At 42.7% G+C, this 21,579-nt stretch carries 28 protein-coding genes; 23 read left to right on the forward strand and 5 right to left on the reverse strand.

Annotated features, from left to right (window positions below; translation table 11 throughout):
- Positions 1 to 115 precede the first annotated feature (115 nt).
- The 5 genes from ACWNM1_RS27630 to ACWNM1_RS27650 are packed head-to-tail and all read left to right on the forward strand — an operon-like array spanning position 116 to position 5,822.
- Complete coding sequence (locus tag ACWNM1_RS27630; RefSeq protein ID WP_449603474.1) at positions 116 to 1,132, forward strand: ABC transporter ATP-binding protein; 1,017 nt, start codon at positions 116 to 118, stop codon at positions 1,130 to 1,132.
- Positions 1,119 to 2,054, forward strand: coding sequence for an ABC transporter ATP-binding protein (locus tag ACWNM1_RS27635; protein ID WP_449603475.1), 936 nt, complete (start codon positions 1,119 to 1,121; stop codon positions 2,052 to 2,054). Before ACWNM1_RS27630 ends, ACWNM1_RS27635 begins: the two co-directional genes overlap by 14 nt.
- Before the next feature lie 5 nt (positions 2,055 to 2,059).
- The gene (gene opp4B, locus ACWNM1_RS27640) at positions 2,060 to 3,022 is read left to right on the forward strand and encodes an oligopeptide ABC transporter permease (protein ID WP_283908718.1); all 963 of its coding nucleotides are present in this window, start codon (positions 2,060 to 2,062) and stop codon (positions 3,020 to 3,022) included.
- A 27-nt stretch (positions 3,023 to 3,049) separates the two neighbouring features.
- Positions 3,050 to 3,955: an ABC transporter permease gene (locus tag ACWNM1_RS27645; RefSeq protein WP_449603476.1), complete on the forward strand. Its 906-nt coding sequence runs from the start codon at positions 3,050 to 3,052 to the stop codon at positions 3,953 to 3,955.
- A gap of 19 nt (positions 3,956 to 3,974) precedes the next feature.
- Positions 3,975 to 5,822 carry an oligopeptide ABC transporter substrate-binding protein gene (locus ACWNM1_RS27650; RefSeq protein WP_449603477.1) on the forward strand — a complete coding sequence of 616 codons (1,848 nt, stop codon included), beginning with the start codon at positions 3,975 to 3,977 and terminating at the stop codon, positions 5,820 to 5,822.
- 331 nt (positions 5,823 to 6,153) lie between these two features.
- Here the strand turns inward: ACWNM1_RS27650 and mnmA are convergent, their stop codons facing one another.
- A complete protein-coding gene (mnmA, locus tag ACWNM1_RS27655) occupies positions 6,154 to 7,275 on the reverse strand; it encodes a tRNA 2-thiouridine(34) synthase MnmA (protein ID WP_179281720.1) in 1,122 nt (373 codons plus the stop codon).
- A 292-nt stretch (positions 7,276 to 7,567) separates the two neighbouring features.
- On the opposite strand from mnmA, the gene cymR reads away from it, so the two are divergent.
- Complete coding sequence (gene cymR, locus ACWNM1_RS27660) at positions 7,568 to 7,987, forward strand: cysteine metabolism transcriptional regulator CymR (protein WP_042191066.1); 420 nt, start codon at positions 7,568 to 7,570, stop codon at positions 7,985 to 7,987.
- An 87-nt stretch (positions 7,988 to 8,074) separates the two neighbouring features.
- On the opposite strand, the gene ACWNM1_RS27665 is transcribed toward cymR, so the two are convergent.
- From ACWNM1_RS27665 to ACWNM1_RS27675, 3 genes are all read right to left on the reverse strand, one after another.
- Positions 8,075 to 9,295: a tyrosine-type recombinase/integrase gene (locus ACWNM1_RS27665; protein ID WP_449603478.1), complete on the reverse strand. Its 1,221-nt coding sequence runs from the start codon at positions 9,293 to 9,295 to the stop codon at positions 8,075 to 8,077.
- Between the two features lie 78 nt (positions 9,296 to 9,373).
- Positions 9,374 to 9,784 carry an ImmA/IrrE family metallo-endopeptidase gene (locus ACWNM1_RS27670; RefSeq protein WP_449603479.1) on the reverse strand — a complete coding sequence of 137 codons (411 nt, stop codon included), beginning with the start codon at positions 9,782 to 9,784 and terminating at the stop codon, positions 9,374 to 9,376.
- Between the two features lie 17 nt (positions 9,785 to 9,801).
- Entirely contained in the window at positions 9,802 to 10,236 is a 435-nt protein-coding gene (locus ACWNM1_RS27675; RefSeq protein ID WP_341146212.1) for a helix-turn-helix domain-containing protein, read from the reverse strand.
- A gap of 222 nt (positions 10,237 to 10,458) precedes the next feature.
- Here ACWNM1_RS27675 and ACWNM1_RS27680 point away from each other — a divergent pair, with 222 nt between their 5' ends.
- From ACWNM1_RS27680 to ACWNM1_RS27730, 11 genes are all read left to right on the forward strand, one after another.
- On the forward strand, positions 10,459 to 10,668 hold the full coding sequence (locus ACWNM1_RS27680) for a helix-turn-helix domain-containing protein (RefSeq protein WP_449603480.1): 210 nt from the start codon (positions 10,459 to 10,461) through the stop codon (positions 10,666 to 10,668).
- Positions 10,665 to 10,853, forward strand: a complete 189-nt coding sequence (locus ACWNM1_RS27685) for a helix-turn-helix domain-containing protein (RefSeq protein ID WP_449603481.1) — start codon at positions 10,665 to 10,667, stop codon at positions 10,851 to 10,853. The genes ACWNM1_RS27680 and ACWNM1_RS27685 overlap by 4 nt, the downstream gene beginning before the upstream one ends.
- A 53-nt stretch (positions 10,854 to 10,906) precedes the next feature.
- Complete coding sequence (locus tag ACWNM1_RS27690; RefSeq protein ID WP_339815110.1) at positions 10,907 to 11,191, forward strand: hypothetical protein; 285 nt, start codon at positions 10,907 to 10,909, stop codon at positions 11,189 to 11,191.
- On the forward strand, positions 11,148 to 11,369 hold the full coding sequence (locus ACWNM1_RS27695) for a hypothetical protein (protein ID WP_449603482.1): 222 nt from the start codon (positions 11,148 to 11,150) through the stop codon (positions 11,367 to 11,369). The genes ACWNM1_RS27690 and ACWNM1_RS27695 overlap by 44 nt, the downstream gene beginning before the upstream one ends.
- A complete protein-coding gene (locus ACWNM1_RS27700; protein WP_076208777.1) occupies positions 11,366 to 11,770 on the forward strand; it encodes a hypothetical protein in 405 nt (134 codons plus the stop codon). Before ACWNM1_RS27695 ends, ACWNM1_RS27700 begins: the two co-directional genes overlap by 4 nt.
- A complete protein-coding gene (locus tag ACWNM1_RS27705; protein ID WP_449603483.1) occupies positions 11,763 to 12,146 on the forward strand; it encodes an HNH endonuclease in 384 nt (127 codons plus the stop codon). The genes ACWNM1_RS27700 and ACWNM1_RS27705 overlap by 8 nt, the downstream gene beginning before the upstream one ends.
- A 117-nt stretch (positions 12,147 to 12,263) precedes the next feature.
- Positions 12,264 to 13,418, forward strand: a complete 1,155-nt coding sequence (locus tag ACWNM1_RS27710) for a hypothetical protein (RefSeq protein ID WP_449603484.1) — start codon at positions 12,264 to 12,266, stop codon at positions 13,416 to 13,418.
- A 281-nt stretch (positions 13,419 to 13,699) separates the two neighbouring features.
- The gene (locus tag ACWNM1_RS27715; protein ID WP_449603485.1) at positions 13,700 to 14,077 is read left to right on the forward strand and encodes a hypothetical protein; all 378 of its coding nucleotides are present in this window, start codon (positions 13,700 to 13,702) and stop codon (positions 14,075 to 14,077) included.
- A gap of 15 nt (positions 14,078 to 14,092) precedes the next feature.
- The gene (locus ACWNM1_RS27720; protein WP_449603486.1) at positions 14,093 to 15,658 is read left to right on the forward strand and encodes a PcfJ domain-containing protein; all 1,566 of its coding nucleotides are present in this window, start codon (positions 14,093 to 14,095) and stop codon (positions 15,656 to 15,658) included.
- On the forward strand, positions 15,655 to 16,656 hold the full coding sequence (locus tag ACWNM1_RS27725) for a DUF3102 domain-containing protein (RefSeq protein WP_449603487.1): 1,002 nt from the start codon (positions 15,655 to 15,657) through the stop codon (positions 16,654 to 16,656). Before ACWNM1_RS27720 ends, ACWNM1_RS27725 begins: the two co-directional genes overlap by 4 nt.
- A 74-nt stretch (positions 16,657 to 16,730) precedes the next feature.
- Positions 16,731 to 16,946, forward strand: coding sequence for a hypothetical protein (locus ACWNM1_RS27730; RefSeq protein ID WP_449603488.1), 216 nt, complete (start codon positions 16,731 to 16,733; stop codon positions 16,944 to 16,946).
- A 397-nt stretch (positions 16,947 to 17,343) separates the two neighbouring features.
- On the opposite strand, the gene ACWNM1_RS27735 is transcribed toward ACWNM1_RS27730, so the two are convergent.
- Positions 17,344 to 17,892 (reverse strand): hypothetical protein, encoded by a 549-nt coding sequence (locus ACWNM1_RS27735; protein WP_449603489.1) that lies wholly within the window; start codon positions 17,890 to 17,892, stop codon positions 17,344 to 17,346.
- A 112-nt stretch (positions 17,893 to 18,004) separates the two neighbouring features.
- Here ACWNM1_RS27735 and ACWNM1_RS27740 point away from each other — a divergent pair, with 112 nt between their 5' ends.
- The 6 genes from ACWNM1_RS27740 to ACWNM1_RS27765 all read left to right on the forward strand — a co-directional run bounded on the left by ACWNM1_RS27740 (position 18,005) and on the right by ACWNM1_RS27765 (position 21,386).
- The gene (locus tag ACWNM1_RS27740) at positions 18,005 to 18,388 is read left to right on the forward strand and encodes a hypothetical protein (RefSeq protein ID WP_449603490.1); all 384 of its coding nucleotides are present in this window, start codon (positions 18,005 to 18,007) and stop codon (positions 18,386 to 18,388) included.
- On the forward strand, positions 18,378 to 18,713 hold the full coding sequence (locus ACWNM1_RS27745; protein ID WP_449603491.1) for a hypothetical protein: 336 nt from the start codon (positions 18,378 to 18,380) through the stop codon (positions 18,711 to 18,713). Before ACWNM1_RS27740 ends, ACWNM1_RS27745 begins: the two co-directional genes overlap by 11 nt.
- On the forward strand, positions 18,682 to 18,969 hold the full coding sequence (locus ACWNM1_RS27750; RefSeq protein WP_449603492.1) for a hypothetical protein: 288 nt from the start codon (positions 18,682 to 18,684) through the stop codon (positions 18,967 to 18,969). The genes ACWNM1_RS27745 and ACWNM1_RS27750 overlap by 32 nt, the downstream gene beginning before the upstream one ends.
- A gap of 117 nt (positions 18,970 to 19,086) precedes the next feature.
- Positions 19,087 to 19,371, forward strand: coding sequence for a hypothetical protein (locus ACWNM1_RS27755; protein ID WP_449603493.1), 285 nt, complete (start codon positions 19,087 to 19,089; stop codon positions 19,369 to 19,371).
- Between the two features lie 29 nt (positions 19,372 to 19,400).
- Positions 19,401 to 19,532 (forward strand): hypothetical protein, encoded by a 132-nt coding sequence (locus tag ACWNM1_RS27760; RefSeq protein ID WP_449603494.1) that lies wholly within the window; start codon positions 19,401 to 19,403, stop codon positions 19,530 to 19,532.
- Positions 19,533 to 20,360: 828 nt separating this feature from the next.
- Positions 20,361 to 21,386 carry a hypothetical protein gene (locus tag ACWNM1_RS27765; protein WP_449603495.1) on the forward strand — a complete coding sequence of 342 codons (1,026 nt, stop codon included), beginning with the start codon at positions 20,361 to 20,363 and terminating at the stop codon, positions 21,384 to 21,386.
- Positions 21,387 to 21,579: the final 193 nt, after the last annotated feature.

Here is a 21,579-nt window from a genome sequence, read left to right on the forward strand (position 1 = left end):
TAATCATAACAGTCAATGTTTTGATATGTTTCATGAAAAGAATGCTGTTTATATCAAAATTTACATAATATTTCATTGTGTGAATTTTGGAATTCTTGCCGATAGGGGGATTAATTTGAGCGAAAAATTACTAGAAATCAAAAATTTGTCGACATCGTTCAGGATCGAAGATGACTATTATGCTGCAGTAGATGATGTTACCCTGTCTGTTCGTAAAAATGAAATACTTGCTATTGTTGGAGAGTCCGGTTCTGGAAAAAGTGCGCTGGCCTTTTCAATTATGGGATTGCACACAAGGGCTAAAATAGACGGGCAAATCAAATACAAAGGTCAGGATATCGTTACTATGTCTCCTGCTGCGCTCAACAAGCTGCGCGGTCAAGAAATGTCTATGATTTTTCAAGATCCTTTATCCGCATTAAATCCGCTCATGATTATCGGTTCGCAGATTGAAGAAGTACTCATCCTACATGATTCCAAGCTTTCGAAGAAGCAAAGAAAAGAGAAGGTCATTGATCTTTTGACCAAGGTTGGAATCTCCCGTCCCGAACATACATATCAGCAGTACCCCCACGAATTATCTGGTGGCATGAGGCAGAGGGTTGTGATTGCTATAGCGATTGCCAATGGCCCCAAGCTTTTGATCGCCGATGAGCCGACTACGGCACTAGATGTAACCATCCAATTGCAAATTCTTGAACTTATAAAAAAATTAAAAAACGATATGCAAGCAGGCATTATCTTAATTACCCATGATCTAGGGGTTGTGAGTGAAATGGCTGACCGGGTTGCGGTAATATACGCGGGGCAAATCGTAGAAATCGCAGATATTTATACGTTAACGTCTAATCCGAAGCATCCGTATACAAGATCATTGTTGAACTCCATACCAACCGTTAAAGAAGAGAAATCTAGACTTCACGTGATTCAGGGGATTGTTCCACCATTACAGAATCTTCCGCGTAAAGGATGCCGTTTCGCGGCCCGAACGCCTTGGATTCCGGAATGGGAGCATGAGGAAAATCCGCAGCTGCATGAAGTAGGCCCTGGGCATTTTGTTCGCTGCACCTGCCATAATAACTTTCATTTCCCTGATACTAACGAGGAGGCAATCTACAATGGGACTTCTTGAGGTTAAAAATTTAGCAGTTCATTTTCCAATCCACGGCGGCGTTTTTCGAAGGGAAATTGGCGTAGTCAAGGCAGTTGATAATGTTAGTTTTACTATTGAAGCAGGCAAAACCTACGGCTTGGTTGGTGAATCCGGATCTGGGAAGACAACCACAGGCCGTGCAATTATCGGCCTCAATTCTATTACTAGCGGCAGTGTGATTTTTGAAGGACAGGATTTGGCTTCAAAGGGTGTACGTAAGCAAAAAAATATCCGCAAGGACATTCAGATGATCTTTCAGGATCCGTACTCTTCCTTGAATCCTAAGAAACGAGTGCTGGATATTATTGCCGAACCCTTACGTAATTTCGAAAAGATGTCTCCGGGGGAAGAAAAAAGACGTGTGCAGGAGTTGCTGTTGCAGGTTGGATTAAGCCCTGAGAATATTCTTAAATATCCGCATGAATTCTCAGGCGGTCAACGGCAGCGGATCGGTATCGCAAGAGCTATTGCGCTCAAACCGAAGTTGATTATTGCGGATGAACCTGTCTCGGCGCTGGATGTTTCTGTACAGGCACAGGTACTCAATTTTATGCAGGATATACAAAAAGAGCTGAATCTTACCTTCCTATTTATCAGCCATGATCTCGGAATCATCAGGCATATGTGCGATCACATCGGAATTATGTATAAAGGACGACATGTAGAGCAAGGGACTGCTAAAGATATTTTTGACAATCCTCGCCATATTTATACTAAACGTCTAATTGCTGCGATTCCTGATATTGATCCTAAGCAAAGAGAGAAGCAGACGGAGTTTAGAAAATCAGTAAGTCAGGAATATGAACAAGCGCACCGGAATTATTTTGATGAACAAGGCATGCCTTATCCATTGAAATCCATTTCCGAGACTCATCTGGTAGCCTTGCCTGAGAAAGGTTGAGATATATGTGGAAGATTATTGTTCGTAGAATTCTTATTATGATTCCTCAAATATTTCTATTAAGTATTCTTGTTTTTCTAATGGCGAAGGCGATGCCGGGAGATGCGTTATCAGGGATGCTTGATCCAAATATTGATCCTGCGGCCATCGATGCGATGAGAGAAAAACTAGGCTTAAATGATCCGTGGTACATCCAGTACTGGGATTGGATCACTAAAGCGATTCAAGGGGATTTTGGTCAATCCTTCCGTTTCAAAATGCCTGTATCAGAGCTTATCGGTCAACGCCTCATGAATACACTTTGGCTGGCGATTGTCACGCTGATCCTTACATACCTTATTGCTATTCCGCTTGGTATTACTAGTGGTCGTTATAACGATTCATGGCTGGATCGCCTCATTACTGGATACACCTATATTGGCTTTGCCGCACCATTGTTTATTTTCGCCCTCTTAATGGTATGGGTCTTCGGGTTTCATCTTCATTGGTTTCCTACTAGCGGCAGTGTTAGTCCTGGAGAAGTTCCGGGTACGCTAAGCCACTTCTGGAGTAAATTCTATCATCTGCTACTGCCCGCGTTATCAATGGCGCTGATTGCAACGGTAGGAACGGTACAATATTTGCGAAATGAGATTATTGATACGAAGCAAAAGGATTTCATCCTCACAGCAAGAGCAAAAGGTGCTTCAGAGTCACGCGTCTACAATCGACATATATTGAGAAATTCCTTACTGCCAATTGCTGCATTTTTCGGATATGAGATTACTGGACTGATCGGCGGAACGGTGTTCGTTGAAAGTATCTTTAGTTATCCGGGTATGGGTATGTTGTTCCTCAGTTCGATAACAATTCGGGATTTCAGCGTAGTAACGGCTCTCGTTCTTCTATATGGGATTGCTGCCATCGTCGGTGCGTTGTTATCAGACATTATCTTAAGTATCGTAGATCCGCGTATCCGGATTAAATAAGAAGATGAACACTTTGAGGTGAATAAAATGGTAAAGACAAGCGCAGAGCTAGCTCTGCTGCAGGAAACAGATAAAAGTCCATCAGGCTTCAGGATTGTTTGGCGTGAGATCGTGCGGGATAAACTGGCTTTGGTCTCACTGATTTTCCTATTTACGATTATTGCCGCCGTTTATGGGATTTCCCTATTTTTAGATCAAAAAGAGATTGTTACGGTTGACTTGTTCGCACTGTATGAGAAGCCTTCGGCTGTACACTGGCTAGGGACCGATTATGGAGGGCGGGATGTATTCGGTCAATTAATTATAGGCACACGAAATTCCATGTCGATTGCATTTATGGTTACTTTTTTTACGGGAATCATCGGGATTCTAGTAGGCTTGTTCTCTGGATACTTTGGGGGAACGATAGATAATATTTCGATGCGTGTTGTAGATTTCTTCATGATTCTCCCCTTTCTAATGATTGTTATAGCTTTTGTAAGTGCAGTTCCTAAATACAATACGTTAACCTTCTCCTTTATCATGACTGCCTTTTTATGGATGGGGATTGCCAGGTTAATACGTTCCAAGACGTTACAAGAGAAGGAACTCGATTACGTTCAGGCATCTAAGACATTAGGTTCCTCCAATCTTAAAATTATGTTCTTACAAGTGCTGCCGAACTTAAGCTCAATCATTATCGTCACGATGACTTTGAATTTGGCAGCTAATATTGGATTGGAATCAGGCCTATCCTTTCTAGGTTTTGGTTTTCCGGAAAGTACACCCAGTCTGGGCACTCTAGTGAGCTATGCGAGAAATCCGCAGACACTTGAGTTCAGATGGTGGATCTGGTTACCCGCATCAGTGCTGATCTTGGTGTTGATGTTGAGTATAAATAATGTGGGTCAAGCGCTCAAACGTGCGACCGACGCAAGACAAAGAAAAGGATAATAAGGGAGGAAATGATTAAATGAGAAAACCCATCCGTTCAAAGGCACTATTAGTTTCATTAATGTTTGTAATGTTGTTCGCCCTTGCAGCCTGTGGCTCCAAGAACAACAACGGAGCGGCTGAGTCAACAGCAGCACCAAGTGCCAGTGCTCCTGCGGAAACCGCAGAGGCTACTACAGCACCAGAAGCAGAAGACGGACTTTATAACATTAAAGATTTCAGTAATGTTAAGACAAATCAAGGCGAAGCTATTGATGGAGGCTCGATTACTTTTGGACTCGTTTCCGACAGTCCATTTGAAGGTACTTTGAACTGGAACTTCTATTCCGGAGATCCGGATGCACAAGTGTTGAATTGGTTTGATGAAGGCTTGTTAACATGGGATAAAGACTATGTATATACAAATGATGGTGCAGCAACGTATGAAGTCTCGGAGGATGGACGTACCTTTACCTTTACAATTCGCGACAATGTGAACTGGCAGGACGGCAAGCCAGTAACAGCAGAAGATTGGCTGTTCGCGCATGAGGTTATTGGTAATCCGAAATATGATGGACCACGTTATGGTTCTGACTTTACAAATATTGAAGGTATGGATGAGTACCACTCCGGTAAGGCCAAGACCATTTCTGGAATTAAGGTACTGGGTGATAAGAAACTGCAAATTACTTACCTGAAATCTACACCTTCTCTGTTAACAGGTGGGGTATGGATTTATCCGTTAGCTAAACATATCTTTGGTGGCATGGATGTTGCTAAAATTTCCTCTTCTCCTGAATTACGTCAAAAGCCGATTGGCTTTGGAGCTTTCAAAGTGGAAAGCATTGTTCCTGGTGAATCTGTAGTATTCGTTAAAAATGACGATTACTGGCGTGGAGCTCCTAAACTGGATAAGGTAATTCTGAAGGTAATCAACCCTACAACGATTGTGCAAGAATTGAAATCTGGTGGAGTTGACTTAGTGGATTCCTTCCCTGTTGATCAATTCCCGGATAATGCAAAAATGTCAAACGTTGAATTCCTGGGTGCGATTGACCGTGCTTATACGTATATTGGATTTAAGCTGGGGAAATGGGATGCAGAGAAAAAAGTCGTTGCTACCGATCCTAAAGCTAAAATGGCGGATGTGAACCTGCGTAAAGCCATGTGGGCTGCTGTAGACAATGATACAGTGGGTAAGAAATTCTATAATGGTCTTCGCTGGAATGCGACAACTTTAATTCCGCCTTCCCATCCGGAATTCCATGATGCTACCAATCCGGGCGTAGCTTACGATCAAGAAGCCGCCAAGAAAATTTTGGATGATGCAGGTTATAAGCTTAATGGTGAATTTAGAACGAATCCGGATGGCAGCGAGCTGAAGATTAATTTCATTTCAATGACTGGCGGAGACATTGCAGAACCGCTGGCTCAATATTATGTACAATCCTGGAAAGCGATTGGTCTGAATGTAACTTTGGAAATGGTAGAGTTTAATACCTTCTATGATCGCATAGGTCAAAATGGTGAGGATGATCCTACAGTTGACGTTTATCAAGGCGCTTGGGGTGTAGGCATTGATGTTGACCCAACAGGTCTATACGGCAAAGATGCAATCTATAACTTCCCTCGTTATGCAAGTGCAGAGAATGATCGTTTGCTCGCCGAAGGGGTTTCCGAGGCTGCATTTGATGTAGACAAACGTAAAGAGATCTATAAAGAGTGGCAACAGCTCATGGTAAACGAAATTCCAGTATTCCCAACACTTTATCGTGCAGTAGTAGTCCCGGTTAATAACCGTGTCCTGAATTATGCGATTGGTGATGGAACTGGGCTTTACTATAATGACATAGCGGTTTCTGCGGATAAAGCTGCAGTAGCTCAGTAAATAGAAATAACAAACAGCAGTTCAGGAAGAGCTTCCTGAACTGCTGTTTGTTTCTATTTGAATCGCTCATTTGGTTATTATTCGCTTCAAAGTCGGTTAATTGTATTTCATGCAACTAAAAACTCACTCTAGAGCTGCAAAGGTAATATAACTGCATTTCATACATCTATTTTCCAGATATATAGACTAATCAGGGATATTAGGTGATTTTAACTGTACATACTACAACTAAATCGAAAGGGATTCTGAACACAAAAAATAGCTGTATAAAATACAGCTATTTCTTGTGTTTTCGTATAGTAGAGTTAATGTTGTAAGTTATAGAATACACTTAAGCTTGCGCTGAAGGAACAACCTTCTCGGCATATTCTATCGTTCCGCCACCGAGACATTGCTCACCGAGATAGAAGACAACGGCTTGGCCAGGTGTTATTGCTTTTTGTGGAACATCAAAGTCTACGTTTATCGTTCCGTCTTCCCGTGCTGTAAGGGTCACGCCTTGATCAGGCTGGCGATAGCGGAATTTGGCGGTGCATTTTAGCGGCTCAAGACCTAGCTCTTGCCCGTTTATCCAGTTTACACCGGAGGCAATCAGACTAGTGGAGTACAGGCTGTGGTGCTTGTCTCCTTGAACTACATAAAGGATATTGCGGCTAAGGTCTTTTTCGGCTACAAACCAAGGTTCACCGTTACCGGAGCCACCAATGCCAAGACCTTGGCGTTGACCTAATGTATAGTACATAAGTCCATCGTGACGGCCTTTGATTTCTCCAGTTGTTATATCTACCATATCACCAGATTGTGCTGGAAGATACTGGCTGAGGAATTCACGGAAGTTACGCTCACCGATGAAGCAAACGCCTGTGCTATCTTTTTTCTTGGCAGTATAGAGTCCGGCTTCTTCGGCAATTCTCCGAACTTCCGGTTTCGGAAGATGGCCAATCGGGAACATTGCTTTAGAGAGTTGATACTGTCCCAGCGCATTCAAGAAATAGGTCTGGTCTTTATTGTTGTCTACACCGCGGAGTAGCTTGTACACACCATCTTCTTCTATAACACGTGCATAATGTCCAGTCGCTACATAATCGGCGCCAAGCTGAAGGGCTTTGTTCAGGAATTCTCCGAACTTGATCTCTCGGTTGCACATGACGTCTGGATTCGGCGTCCGGCCGGCCTTATATTCATCGAGGAAATAAGAAAATACTTTGTCAAAGTATTCCTTCTCGAAATTAACGGTATAGTAAGGAATATCAATCTGCTCGCATACACGGCGAACATCCTCTGCATCGCTTTCGGCCGTACATACTCCGAATTCGTCGGTATCGTCCCAATTTTTCATAAAGATGCCGATGACGTCATAGCCCTGCTGCTTGAGCAGAAGCGCCGTGACGGAGGAATCGACCCCTCCGGACATGCCGACGACGACACGGGTGTCTTGTTTTGCTTTTGTCATCGTAATCACCATTTCTGTACCCAAAATACCGGTCATTCATGGAACACCCGGCTCAAAATGTATTATAACATACCTGTCTACTGTAAAGCCTAAAATAAGAGGCTGAGAATAGAAAAATGTCCACCAGGGGTGAACATTCTTGCAAAATGTTTCGTTTACCATTTCATTTGTGACTTCGAATATGATAACATAAACTAAGAGTAATCATCGGAATACCTTGATATGACAAACGCATGACTTACCGAATCAATAGTATACAATAACTAGACACTAAACCGAAAGAGGTGCCCCTTTGAAAATATCAACCAAAGGACGTTACGGACTAACAATTATGATGGAGCTTGCACTGAAATTTGGTGAAGGACCGACCTCACTTAAGAGCATCGCTGAGAAAAATGGACTTTCTGAACACTATCTGGAGCAGCTAATTGCTCCTCTGCGTAACGCAGGACTGGTAAAAAGTATTCGTGGTGCATACGGTGGATACATTTTATCACGTGAGGCTAGTGCTATCACAGCGGGTGACATCATTCGTGTGCTAGAGGGCCCAATCTCTCCAGTGGATTTTACTGAAGAAGATGATGCAGCAAAACGCGATTTATGGCTGCGTATTCGCGATAGCATCGCCGACGTGCTAGATTCCACGACTCTTCATGACTTGATTAATTATAAAGAAGAGAGCTTGGCGGACAACTATATGTTCTATATTTAACGGGTATCAGAAAACCCGCGTCTTTCAAGGCGATATTAAGCTTTTTCGCAAACCGTTACCCGCATATTACCCGTAACGTGTTTGTTTTTAATTATTTATTGCCCATTCAAAATCATCAGCGATTTCATATTGACGCTGTTTAGTAACGTGGAGATAGATCAGCTCTGTGACCTTAGAATTGCTCTTGTGTCCAATTCGAGCCTGAATTTCTGGCAGGCCTACCCGTGGATTGGACGCAAGGAGTGATACGTGAGTGTGACGAAGACTGTGCGGCGTTAGATTAGTCATTAGATTTGCTTTCTCCAACACTTTGCTCATAATCTTGCCAACACTAGTGATTGAGATTGGGTAACCTGGTAAAGTTGGACACCAGAATACAAAATTATCATTCGGGTTAAAGTGTTTGGCGGACAATTTTTCTTCATTTTGCCATTCTTTCAATAGTTCAAGGGCTTTGACCACAGTTTCACCAAAGCTTACTAACCGTTCGCTTTGTTCGTTCTTAGGTGGGATGAAAGAGTAGTTCTGAACACTCGTACCGTAAAGCTGCTTGTTTACATCTATCGTTCTTTTCTTCATGTCGATGTCCTCCCACTGTAAGCCGGCAGCTTCACTGATTCTAAGGCCTGTATAAGCCAAAACTACGAACAATGCCCATATATTGGTGGTAAGAACAAATCTACATAATTGAAGAAATGCTTTTAACTCGTCCTTCTCAAGAAATTTGGGAAGGACTTGTCTTTTTTCTCCAGGTCTTCGTGCTTGCTGACGCTCTTTGGGGATTATAGCTTCTGCTGTAGGATCTGATTGAAGCAGTCCTCCTCTCTTAGCATGTTCGAACATCAAGCTTCCAGCAGTATGAGCAGTGGTGATGGTGCTACGACTAAGCCCTCTTTTCTTTAATTCGTACAAAAATTGTTGATAGGCACTGGGTGTGACCTCAGAAATAAGAAATCCACCAAATTTCTCATTAATCATTTTTAATCCGTATTGTCTAGATTTAATTGTATTTCCTGTAGGTTCCCTTTCAAGCTTGTATTCTTCTATCCATACTTTCCCCCATGAACTCACGGTAATGTTATACCCAGAAGGGAGGCCTTTTTGTAACTTTCGAGCTTCTAGCAAAGTTCCAAAATCTTTAGCTTCCTGTAAAGTGTCAAATCGAGGAGATTCTGTTTCCTTACTGATTTTCTTTTCGACTCCATCTTCAATGACAGTGGTAGGAATGTAATAACGATAAGTGTACTTACCATTGCGCTCACGGATATTTTTCGGTAACTTTCTTTTGGTGTTCTGTTTCTTTATCATCCTTATTATTCCTTTCTCAGAACAAGTGTTCTGTTTTTTGATATATGTAAACAGCCTTTCAGCTGTGAAGCATGGAGGTTAGTAGAAGATATGAAATTGTTCTGGAATTCCGCAACGCATTAAAAAGTGATATTTTGTCTCGTTTTGTTCGGGGGTCAAGTCTCCAACTAATAGATGCAAGGCAAATTGATTGGCTTCCCTTTCTATCCTATCCACAGAGAATAGAGTATTTCCTCTTAGAAATGGTGTGTTTACACCATGATGGAGGAAATGATGACCTAATTCATGGGCAACTGCGAAAGGTTGATTGAACCCCTGAAGATGAGAATTAACATGAATTATAGGTATTCTACAAATGCAAGTGTAATATCCCCATGTGTCTTTTCCAAGTTCTTCGTATAGAACCGCGATACTTCTCTCAGATGCAATTCTTGATGGGTTATTGGTTCCATGGGTTTGAATGAGTTCTCTAATTATGTGTTTTCCCATGCCTTTTCTCCCAGAACTTAATCTCTGAATTTTTTTGGAGTGAACTTTTTCTTTGCCATCTCCTTTGACATCCTTAGTGTGTTTTCGAGTGAGATTCTTAATAATTCACGATCCTCGTCATCCATAGGTTCTCCCATAAAAGCAAAAGAGGCATTGCTGTTGAGATCGTTCATCATCTTTTCCAATTCTTTGGCGATGTCACGCTCGTCTTTTTCTGATAATGCATAATAAGGCTTGTCCTCTTGCTGATCCTTACTTTCCTCTGATACTCCCATCAGGTAATTAACGGTTACTCCGAAATAATCGGCAATTTTTTGAAGCTTTTCACGTTTGGGAGTGTATTTTCCTTGTTTCCAACTAGTGAGCGTCGCTGTAGTGATCCCTGTATCTTTGGCTACTCGATATGCTGTAATGCCATGTTGATTTAAAAGATCTTCAAATTTTTCGTACATAGTTTTCCTCCGCACTTTATCTCACGAAAAATAAGTTAGAAAACAAAGCTATTTACCGTTGACCAGCTTAGAAAACTATGCTAATATACAAACATAGCTTAGATAACTGAGCTAAATAAAACGGGTGATAGCTTAGAAAACTTATTTAACTTAGGTGGTACTTTGATTATATAAGAAATCTTAGCTATCAGTCAATACTTTTATTGGAAGGAGATATATATTGTGTATGAAAAATTTCTTGAGTTGTTAAAGAAATCTGGTAAGACACCATATCAGGTTGCAAAAGATACAGGAGTTTCGACAGCAACTTTAACAAATTGGAAGCAAGGTAACTACAAACCAAAAACAGATAAGCTGAAAATATTAGCAGACTATTTTGATGTAACTGTTGACTTTTTCTTACAAGTAGATGAAACGGCGGTGAGAAAATGAACGCGACAGACAATTTAAGACCTACGATTGATGTGCTCGAAGCTGCCGCTTACTTGAACGTAAGCATATATACCGTAATCAATCGCATTAAATCAGGCAAATTGAGGGCCTATAAACAGGGAAATCACTGGAAAATCAAACGAGAATGGCTTTTGCAATACGAGACTGAGCTCATTTCGAGCTAACTTATATCCATCAAAACATCGTATAAACAATCTATTCATAGGAGGTATTACTTTTGAAACTTACGGTCAACATGCTACGAAATGTATGTGCTATGTACCTGACACTTCGCGATCAGGCAGAAGCAGAAGGATTAAGCCAAGCAGCTGAAAACGCCACAAAGGGATATCGTTTCTATCGAGAATTACTTAACCAGGTATACGAAAAACGGCCATCCGGGGTAGGAGCCGGACAGCCGTCACTTAGTTGGAAAATAACAATTAAGACAAGAATACCACTGCCGGGAGGTGTTGGCAATGGCAAAGAGAGTGCGATCTGCGGAGCGGACGGAACTTCGTAAGAAGCTTCGCGATCTTTATCTCGATCAATCAGCTTATCCTTTGAATCAAAGTAAACCATCTACGGCGATTAATTTTAAGATCGACAAAGCAAAAGCCGCACTGGCCAAGGTGGACCGTAGATCTATTCATAAAGATACTCCACAGCGTCCAATGGTTGGGAAAGCGAGGAAGCTATGAAGGATGAAGAATTAGACTGGCACATCGAACAAAGCAACAAACTGCGGGATCAGGCGAAGGCATACGATGAAGATGCACCAGGTGCAATGGTTGAGATTGTCCGTCTCTTAACGGCTTCTTATGACCTTATGGGGCGGATTTCTGCACAGATGGACGGGGACTACGAAAAAATTTATACCCTGCGGCAGAACACATTTACACTGGCCAAATCGCAGGCAAAAAAGGGCGATAAAATCTTGACAGCTGAACTGGCCACAATGGAACTTCGCAATCTTGAGGCTGAGGCCTACGAACAGAAAATGTTCTGGCGTAATGAAAGGGAATCCGTAAAAGAAAAAATATACGAACTTAGAATGCGTGTCCGAATTGATATGCAAACAGGAGGTATGGCTAATGGGTAGCTTTGATTTTCGTCCGGTTCCCAAACCGGAATATAAGCGTGCTAAGCGTAAGCAGGGCCAGGAGACAGCCATTACAGCTAAGGTAGACAAAGAGATATACCGTCGGGCAAGCGAGGAAGGGTATACCGTCTGTGAGCATTGCGGCTGCAGCGTGCCAAGATTTCGATTTGAACGGTGCCATATGCTTAATGCATCTCAATACGGAACAGGCCGGGCTCCATGGAATGTGGTTATCTTGTGTGGTCCCCGTAATGATAACGGCAGCTGCCATCATTGGGCAGATGAAACCATTGAAGGGCGAGACTGGAAGGCACGGAAGCAGGCAGAGCTTTACCTTTACTACACGGCTGGAGAAGGTCAGCAATATTGGAAATAAGGGCATGCATTGTGTCCGACGGACGTCCTACGGACTTCCATCGGATAACAACGGGACAACGCGCGGACGTCCGTTGTCTGTCCATGTATGGTCCGTGCAGGAGGCGGTGAACACCAATTGAAAGAGTCAGTAGAGGCATCAAGATTATGGATTAAAAGCTATCAAGCTACTGATCGAGACCCTATTACGAACCGATTTTGTAGGGCAACGGGTCTTGATACTCCATCAGCTGTGGGCACCTTGCACATGCTTTGGTGGTGGGTTTTGGATTGGGCACAGGATGGAGACATTAGCAAGTTTAATGCAATAGACATAGCAGATGCAGTTAAATTCCAGGGTGATCCAAATGTGCTCTTTAAGGCGCTAATTGATGCTGGGTATGTCGTTCAAACCCAGTCGGGGCATGAGATTGCTAACTGGTACAAAATCGGTGGACAGATTATTGAGTCCAAGAAAAAGGATGCTGACCGTAAGGCAGATGCCCGGGAAAAGAAACGACTAAAGAAGGAAGGTCTTTCGGATGTCCAAGGGACGTCCACCGGACATCCACCGGACAGTTCAGGGAAATCCAAAGGAGTTCCATCAGAAGTCCACTCTATAGATAAAGATTTAGATTTAGATAAAGAACTAGATATAAATAAAGATTTAAATATAAACGGTGATGCAGATCCAGATCAAAAGCCAAATCAAAATCAAAAAACGAAATCCGAACAGTCCGCCGACGAATCGAAAGCGACGAACGAGCCGCCTACAAGCGGGAAAAATGGTTCAAAAGGGCGGCAAAAACCCGTCTACGAACCGGACAGCCCGTACATGAAAATGGCCGTGTACTTCAAAAGTAAGCTTGACGAGCTGGCAAAAGTGTTAGAAGTAGATGATCTGGTACCGAAAGCGAACATGCAGACGTGGGCGGACGATTTCCGGAAGTTGGTAGAGCTGGACAAGCAATCTGACAAGCGTCTGATCATGGATGTAATGGACTGGCTGCCAAAGCATGAATTTTGGCGCAAAAATGTGTTAAGTGCAAGTACATTTCGGGATAAATGGACGACGTTGCTTGTTGAAATGCGCTCTGGTAAAACATCTACGTCCAATAAGGGTTCCGGCGGCGGGGGCCGAGGTTACGGTAATCAAAAGCAAGAGATCCCGATTTCAAAGGATGATGGGACGGCCGGAACGCCTACAACATCGGAATTTGATGCCATGATGAAGAAGGCAGCGGATCTGAAGGCTGCAAAACTTCAGGAAAAGGAGGCATTCAATAACCGATGAGCTACCTTTCACGCGCTCCTGGGATGCACCGCTGCATCTGTGGCTGGGAAGGTAAGCCCCAGCGGGATAAGAAGGCTAAAAACCCCGTTGATAAATGTCCGCAATGTTCTGAGAAAACTGTACTCATACCTTTACGGGAGATACCCGGATTCTGCTTCTGTTGTGCTTCCACAAACGGGAAGCTGCAAATTATAGATCATACGATGGTTCGCGAATGCCGCATATGTGGCGCAAAACTCAATTTACACACGGTAAAGCCGTGGGTATGGGAGGTCAAGGGGATGGAACAAGCAGTAAATAAGCTTAGAACGGAAATGGAAGCGTCGAAGAACCCCTATGTGAAAGTGGTTGGAGAACATCTGCTCAAGGTGTTGGAGATCAATCCTGCTGCAGCTGAGAAGGTGCTTGCTGAAGGTAAGACCATTACGGGAGCGTTAACTGCAATGAAAACTGAAGCTTCCAAGAACAAATTTGATGGCATGGCAATGCTGACGGATGAAGAGGGTTATGCCATTGCGTTGAAGTATTTCGGATTTACCGGAACAATTCCCGCTCCTGCAGTAGCACTGGCTCAGGCAGCTCCTGTGCCGCCACCCGCTCCGGTGACTTCACCACCAACGTTTGGGATTTCTGTTGATGATCTGTTTGGCGATCTGTAGAGGGGGACTGAGAGAATGGATACTGGATTAGAAGCGCACAAGGCACATTTCGGACCAATCAGCAAAGAAATGATTGATTATGTTGAAAACAATGTCCTGCTTCATAGTCGTTATTTATTCATTCAGAATGTGATGCGCGTTCAGTATGCGTATTGCACTCACTGTAACCGGAACCATCGTCCGGAAGAACCTTTAAAGCATTCTTATAAAGCGGTTTGTCCCCACTGTAATTCCCAATGCACGGTAAAGAAGAGCCATGTAGGCCGCAAGTACTTGCAGGACAAGGCTTATGTTGTTTTCTATGAGAAATCTATCATTGATCCTCAAGTAATGACGGCAGTGGGGTTTTATGTTAGGCGTGACTATAGCGGCGATTATAAGAACGTTACAACCTTCTATAAGGCATCATGTAGTTATGTTTTCAAGATGAATGGTGAAAGCGCCATGTACTATACAGGCTATTACAGTGAAACTACATGGTACAAGCGAGACAATGTCGTTTCAGAGTACCCCCTTTACAAGAATGGAGTACCTTGTTACTGCTCGTTAGAAAGTATTAAGGCTGCTGTAATCGGTACGCCTATGCAATATAGCACCTGGGAGAATTATTACGACGGCAGCAACAGCGATATGACAAAATTTTTCGGGCTGTATACAAAGTATCCATGCATTGAATACCTGACAAAGTTGAAATATGAGTATTTTGTCTGGGCGAAGCTGGAAGATAATCGCACCTATGATGCCATCAAATGGAGCGGCAAAACCATAGAAGAGGTATTACGGCTCCGCAAAAAGGATCTAAAGCAGTTCATCAGCAATAAATCGACCATTCTGGAGCGGGACGGAATAGGGGCGCTCATGTTACGGCTCTACCAGTTGACTCTGAATGACAGCAATCGTCCCGATTTTGAAGAACTGAAGCGTATTGCAACGAACGTGAATCCGTATTTTTCCCAAATGAAACCAATGTTTAAATTTCAAAATGTAAGGGCGTGCGCTAGATACATCGAGAAACAATTCAAAAAAAATCGTCGAGTCTTCTATGACCAAACTAGTGTCGTGACGATGTGGAAGGATTACATGGAAGAGTGTAAGACATTGGGGTTTGACTTAAAGCGGTTGGAAATCGTGTTTCCCCACAATCTCGCTACCGCACATGAGAGCACCATGTCTCAGGTCAAAATCCAAATGTCGGAAATTGAAAAGCGGCGAATTGCCCAACGGGCACAGGAACTGGAAATTTATCGGTTTGCTTGGAGGGATTACATCATTCGTCCTGCTCAATCGGGTCAAGAGATTATTGATGAGGGAAAGGTTTTGAGCCACTGTGTTGGCAGTTATGCGCAGCGTCATGCCAAGGGGGAAACAAGTATCCTGATGATTCGCAAATACGCTGATCAAGATACACCATTTTTCACATTGGAACTGAAGGATGGACAAGTAAAGCAAGTGTACGGTTATAAAAACCTTCGCATGAGCGGAGATTTGATAGAACTCATAGATGCTTTTAAAGCTGAAAAGCTCGTTAAGGGTAAGAGAAAGGCCAAAAATTCAAACAAACCGCAGGGGGTAGCAGTATGAGTCAAGTAACCATGAGAACACCGGAAGTCATTGCCATTGAGATCAACAGTATTCGGGATCAGGCTCAACGTATTCTCCTTTCCGCCAGTGTAGAGATCGGCAGAAGGCTGACAGAAGCTAAGTCAATGCTTCCGCATGGAGAGTGGGGCAATTGGCTGGCTGATTCGGTTGATTACAAGCAGAGCACAGCCAACAACCTCATGAACATTTTTGATAAATACGGTTCCGATCAGCTTAGCCTTTTTGGAGACAACACAAATTCCCAAGCGTTTGCGAATTTGACGTATACACAGGCAGTCGCCTTGCTCGGTGTTTCGGACGAGGAGCGGGAAACCTTCGTTATTGAAAATAATGTGTCTGAAATGACTACACGGGAGCTACAGGCAGCAATCAAGGAAAAGCAGCAGGCAGAAAAGGAGCGGGAAGCTGCCGAGAAGGCCAAGGAGAAGGCAGAAAAAGCAGCCGATATGGAACGGAAAGCCAAGGAGAAGCTAGAGACCCAGCAGAAGGACCATGCTGCCATTGTCCAGCGCCTGCAGGAACAGCTTGACGCTGCACAAGCCGCTTCTGCCGCTGGTGATGAAGGTGCAGCTGCTGAAGCAGAGGAAGCCGCTGAACAGCTCCGGGCAAACCTGTCCAAGTCAGATGAACAATTGATTGAATCTCAGAAGCGTGTCAAGGAGCTAGAAGAGGATCTGAAGGCGAAGCCATTAGAAGTGTCAACTGCAACCGAGACTATCTATGCTACACCGCCAGAAGTACAGGAGGAGCTGGATCAGCTGCGAAAGAAAGCCGCTTCCAACACCGTGGAGGATGTTGCCTTGTTTAAAGTACATGTAAAGACTGCAGGCGACGGATTTAACGCAGCTCTGAATGTGATCAACAGTATCAAGGTCAAGGATGCCGAAACTGCGGAAAAGTGCATCAATGTTCTGAAAGGGACTCTTGATCGTATGCAAAAAATGCTTATTGCCGTAACACGGTCAGAACCTGAATAATGTTCTTTTTCTTTGATGTCAATGATCCCGAGGTAATCGCTATTGAAAACCTCTTAGGCGAGAGCATTCAGATAATGAGGCAATACCATTGCTATCAAACACATGCAGGGCAAATAGCTCATTATTACGCTCTGACCGTTGATTCACTGTATGACTTATCCATTGCTGAGGATTCGAATTATAGCCGTATATTTGCTCGTTATGATCGTTCCATCATGGAGCGGGACAATGACTATTTCCGTGGTGCTGAAAACTCGCCCCTGAATCGCATATTTCGCAGAGAGATTTAAGAAAGGGTGAATAACATGAATTGGGATAAGTTTATCAAGGATCTCCGAGAGTCGAACGATTTGGCCAAAGCGGCAGCCGAAGCTATTCCACTATGAGGCTAGTTGAATAGGGGGGCGGCAAGATGTTCTTTTTCTTCGTTCAAGACCGCCTAGCATGCCAAATCATTGATTACCGAGACATATACAACAACCTTAAGGATAAACCAGTGGGTAAATGGACGCGGGAGCTAGATCAGTTCTCCGTCCTTCACCTCTGGAAACTAAATGACTTTAGGAGAGAAGAGGCTTGAAACAAGGTAGACGTATAGTTGCTAAACTATTGGAATGAATGAGAAGTCCCTTTAATGGAGAGCAAATAGAAAAAAGGATCTTCATGAATAGAAGATCCTCTGCTGTTCTATCTTAGATAAACTTCTCGGATACCAATATACCCACCATCTGAATCGCAAGCAATATTGATCTGATCATAAAAACCAGATGGATTTAGCTGAATGGGACCAATATCTGTATTAGCCCAGTTACCGCTTACTCGAGTAGGAGCTGTATTACCTATTTGCGTTAATGGTTGACCTGTTCTCGCACCAAATATTGTATATTCAATTCTTGTATTTATCCCACATGTAGCTGTGAATTCGATAGCCGTAATGTATTCGGGATCTGGAAAGTAAATTTGTAATTCAGCACTTACATCATCATAAAACCAGAAGCTACCACTAGTTAGATCATGATCAATAGCCAGCGAGGGTTTAAATGTACTGAAGTAATGACCATAAGCGTCCGAATTAGCGGGGATCATTCGCTTAGAATCAAAAGGGTAAATATTAGAAATATTAGTTTTTTGTGGTAAAGGACCGGTGTAAAACCGGTTTTGATGCGGAAGTATCGGGGGAGAAAAGTTTGAATTTGAAATTGGGTTTTGACTTAAATTTTCCTGTGAATTAAGCATGTTTCCCTCCAAATATTTTATTTTTTTGTCTTATAAAAAATAAAGTTCCCTTTTACTTTCAAAAAAATTCGTTTTTTTAAAAGTGAGAATACAAGCCACGGAAGGAGCATTTATGATTGCTAATGAAATCACAGTTTCGGAACTGGATATACCCAAGACCCTAAAAACCATTACACATTTGTTTGAACAATACCGAATAAGAAATTTCGTAGTTGGTCAGGAGAGGGAAGATGAATTTATCAGTTGTATTGTTCAAACAGTTAACCGACTGCCAGAAGAAGAACGTGTATTAATTGAGGAACGGTATATGAAAAATGACTATATTAAAGATTGCCAAGTATATAATTGTAAGCTGGATTATCCAATAAGCAAGGACACATATGTTAAGCGGCGGAATAGAGCAATCCTCAAGTTAATCCTTGTCTTCTGCGATATCGGGTTTGTAAGGATTGATGAACTAATGAAAAATGGAGAAGGTGATTTTCTTGAAGGTTAAGGAAGTTCAGAAAGCATTAAAGGCGGGTAAGCGATTTTTCAAAGATTGGAAGTTGGTGGATCCGGTTGAAGTGATTGCCTGGGGGAATGCATGGGTCAGATATAAATCTCCTAACATGACCCACTGGATTTCAACCAACATACGGACGTTCGCTATGGGCTTAGATGGAGTATATAAGCAAGAAGGGGAGTGTTCTTCTGGGGGCGGTGGCGGTGATGCAAATGGAGTTCTTCCCACGGGTTACGGAGGCAGAAAAGCTGGAGACAAGAGACCTACTGAAGCAGTATCCCAAAATGGTTCGGAAAATCAAGATCTACGGAAATAAAGAGGTATTGACGGAACAAGAGACAGACGAACTTTTGAGATTTAAGCATAAGGTGAGGGAGATCGACGCCGCATTTGAGTTGATCTTAGATGATGAAGTAGAGGCAATCATAAAGCACCGGTATGTGGATGCCCGCAAGCATAAGCTGACAATAGCAACATTTAGAGCGACAACCAGTGAAGCCACCATTAACCGACGTATTGATGTTGGAGTTGAGACAATCGCTGAATCCCTGAAACTAGCTGGGGTTATCTGAATTTATTAATTCAAACGCATCCACTGTTCATTACAATCATTGTTTCTTAAATCTATAATAATTGTAACTTCTGAATTGGAGGGATATAGTATCTTTCTAAGAGAGGAGGTGTAAATTATGATTACTGGTAGTAAAGCAGAAATGATGCAGATAATACAGGACTTGGAACAATCAGTTATAGACTGGTTGATGATGGAGCGTTCCACAATTGGCAGAATTAATGTTTATCAAGAAAGAATGACGAAATTCGGCGCTAAGGAATATTATGAGAAACAGATTGATGAAGAAGAAAAACTTCTTTCTGATTTAAAGATCTCGCGCAAGAATAGAGAAGTTTTCTTGAAAGAGTTAAAGAAATCGTATAAAAAACTGTATGAAGATAGTGCAAAAACAAAAATTTGAGACTATTTTGAGACTGTCTTGAGACTAAATTGAGACAGAAACAGGCTTACAGTAAGGGACATAGGGCGATCCGTCGCCCGGGTGTCCCTGCTGCCCCTTATCGCTGGCAGGACTCGTCAGAGCTGAGCAGTGATGATGCCCGTTGCAATAGCAGCAGATAACATTGGGGCGTAGCTGATAGCACATGTAGCAAGTAGATGTTGCGGCGGTCTGATGCGGGGGACGAGGGTTAAATAACCACCCTCAACGCGCTTCGCCCGGGCGCGATATGAGCATAAGGGATATGTACCGGCATTGGCCGGATGTCCCCATGCAAATACGGGCATTACATTATGAATTGAGTAAGATGCTGCAAAGAGAGTAACAATCCACTAAAGCCATGTGAGAGTCACGGTTAGCAGCCCTTACTGAGCGCCTAATGCTCATGTATAATCCCAAGAGTTTGGGAATTTTATAGTGGAAGCGGGTCGCTGTATAGCGGCTCTTTTTGTTGTGCACCAACTAGGAAAGGGTGAAGAGAATGAGGAAGGGGAATGCCTAGAAAGTCAAAGCGCCTGTGTGGGAAGCCTGGTTGTCGTGAGCTGGTAATTATTGACTCATACTGTAACAAACATAGGCAGGAGAGGGAACAGCGCCGAGGTACGGCAGCAAGCCGAGGCTATGGACATATGTGGAGAGTCGAGCGATTGAAGGAACTGGAGCAGCATCCATTATGCGTTATGTGCAAGCATGCTAGGGTCATAGGGGGGCTACTGTGGTGGAACATAATGTCCCGCACAAGGGTGACGATAAGTTTTTTTGGAATAGGCGTAACTGGCAGGTTTTGTGTAGCACATGCCATGGAATCAAGACCGTGAAAAAGGATGGCGGTTTCGCTCGGATTTAGGTCGATTATTGTAATATTTATGTAATTATTGTTCTTGTCAACCCTGTACAGAATGGTATTATAAGGTAAGTGCAAATATATACTGTATGGGGGAATTATTTTAATGTCCAGAACAATACATTATTACAACTGTTTTATTAGATACAATGGAAGAAGAACCAATCTTGACTTTTCGCAATTTATAGATGCGATAATGCGTCTTGATCCTGCAGCCAAATATAAGGACCTAAGATCAGGTCAAATGTCGATGGTTGGTATGGCAGAACCTACTCTAGATATTCCGGAAAGAACAACGAATAGAAGAATTGCAATAGGAAAGTATAGAGACCATAAGCCATACACCGGAAGAAGGGGGACTGATGCAGCGGCTCAGATTCGTGATGATGTTTTAGAGATCACACCAGTTGTTTTTTTACCAGTATCCCGGCTAGTACTTATGGATTATAATCATGCTGGAGCACGCCCTAAACATGTCGTAGAATATCTTAATTCCTTTTTGCCGAAAGTAGAAGGACAATATTGGGAGATTGACCTCCTCCCGCTTGAACCCGAGAGGGGGTTCGCGGATTTAGCGGCTTCAACTGACATCCGTTCGGTTGAATTTAAACTGAATTTAATTAACACTCCAATCCGGAATCCAGATTTGAATAGGCAAGAAGAGAGACCTGAGAGTTTGTTGTTGGATATTTTTTATAGAGCAGCAGCAAGTCGTACTACATTCGGGGCTAATTCAGCTACATTAACTTTCAGTAATGGTAGAAGAAGAAGGGATGTAATAAGCCCTACAGACTTAGTCCCACTAATCGCCAACCTCGATTTTGAAAGTGACTTATATGAGTCAGTGAAAGTGAGATATAAAAGTCCGCAAACGGGAAATGTAGAGTATCTCGATTTAAAAAATAACGATATTTACAAAAGGTTTGTCGTACCTTTACCTTTACCTGAGCCTGTACTTGATGAAGACCTCATTAGAGCTTGGGATAATACCGCACAGGCAATGGAGGCAGATTTTTATGCAAATGGAAGACCTAAAGCAAATGAGCATACACATTATGATTTAGTTCCTGAACGTATGCCTGCCTTAGTATTTGCTCAGAATGATGAAGGGAATGAAGACCAGGGAGCATGATTAATATTTGACAGGAGAATTATCATGGATAAGTTTGTTAATTTTATTGAGAAATACTTGTTAAAAATTGTAACTTTGATATTGTTTATTGGCCTCTTTATTGTATATTATCTTTCATTGAACCATCCAACAAACGTTATAACGAATATTAACGAGATAATAAATGGTCCAGTCAAAGAAAGCATGATAGCAA

The organism is Paenibacillus sp. Marseille-Q9583, assembly GCF_976954365.1.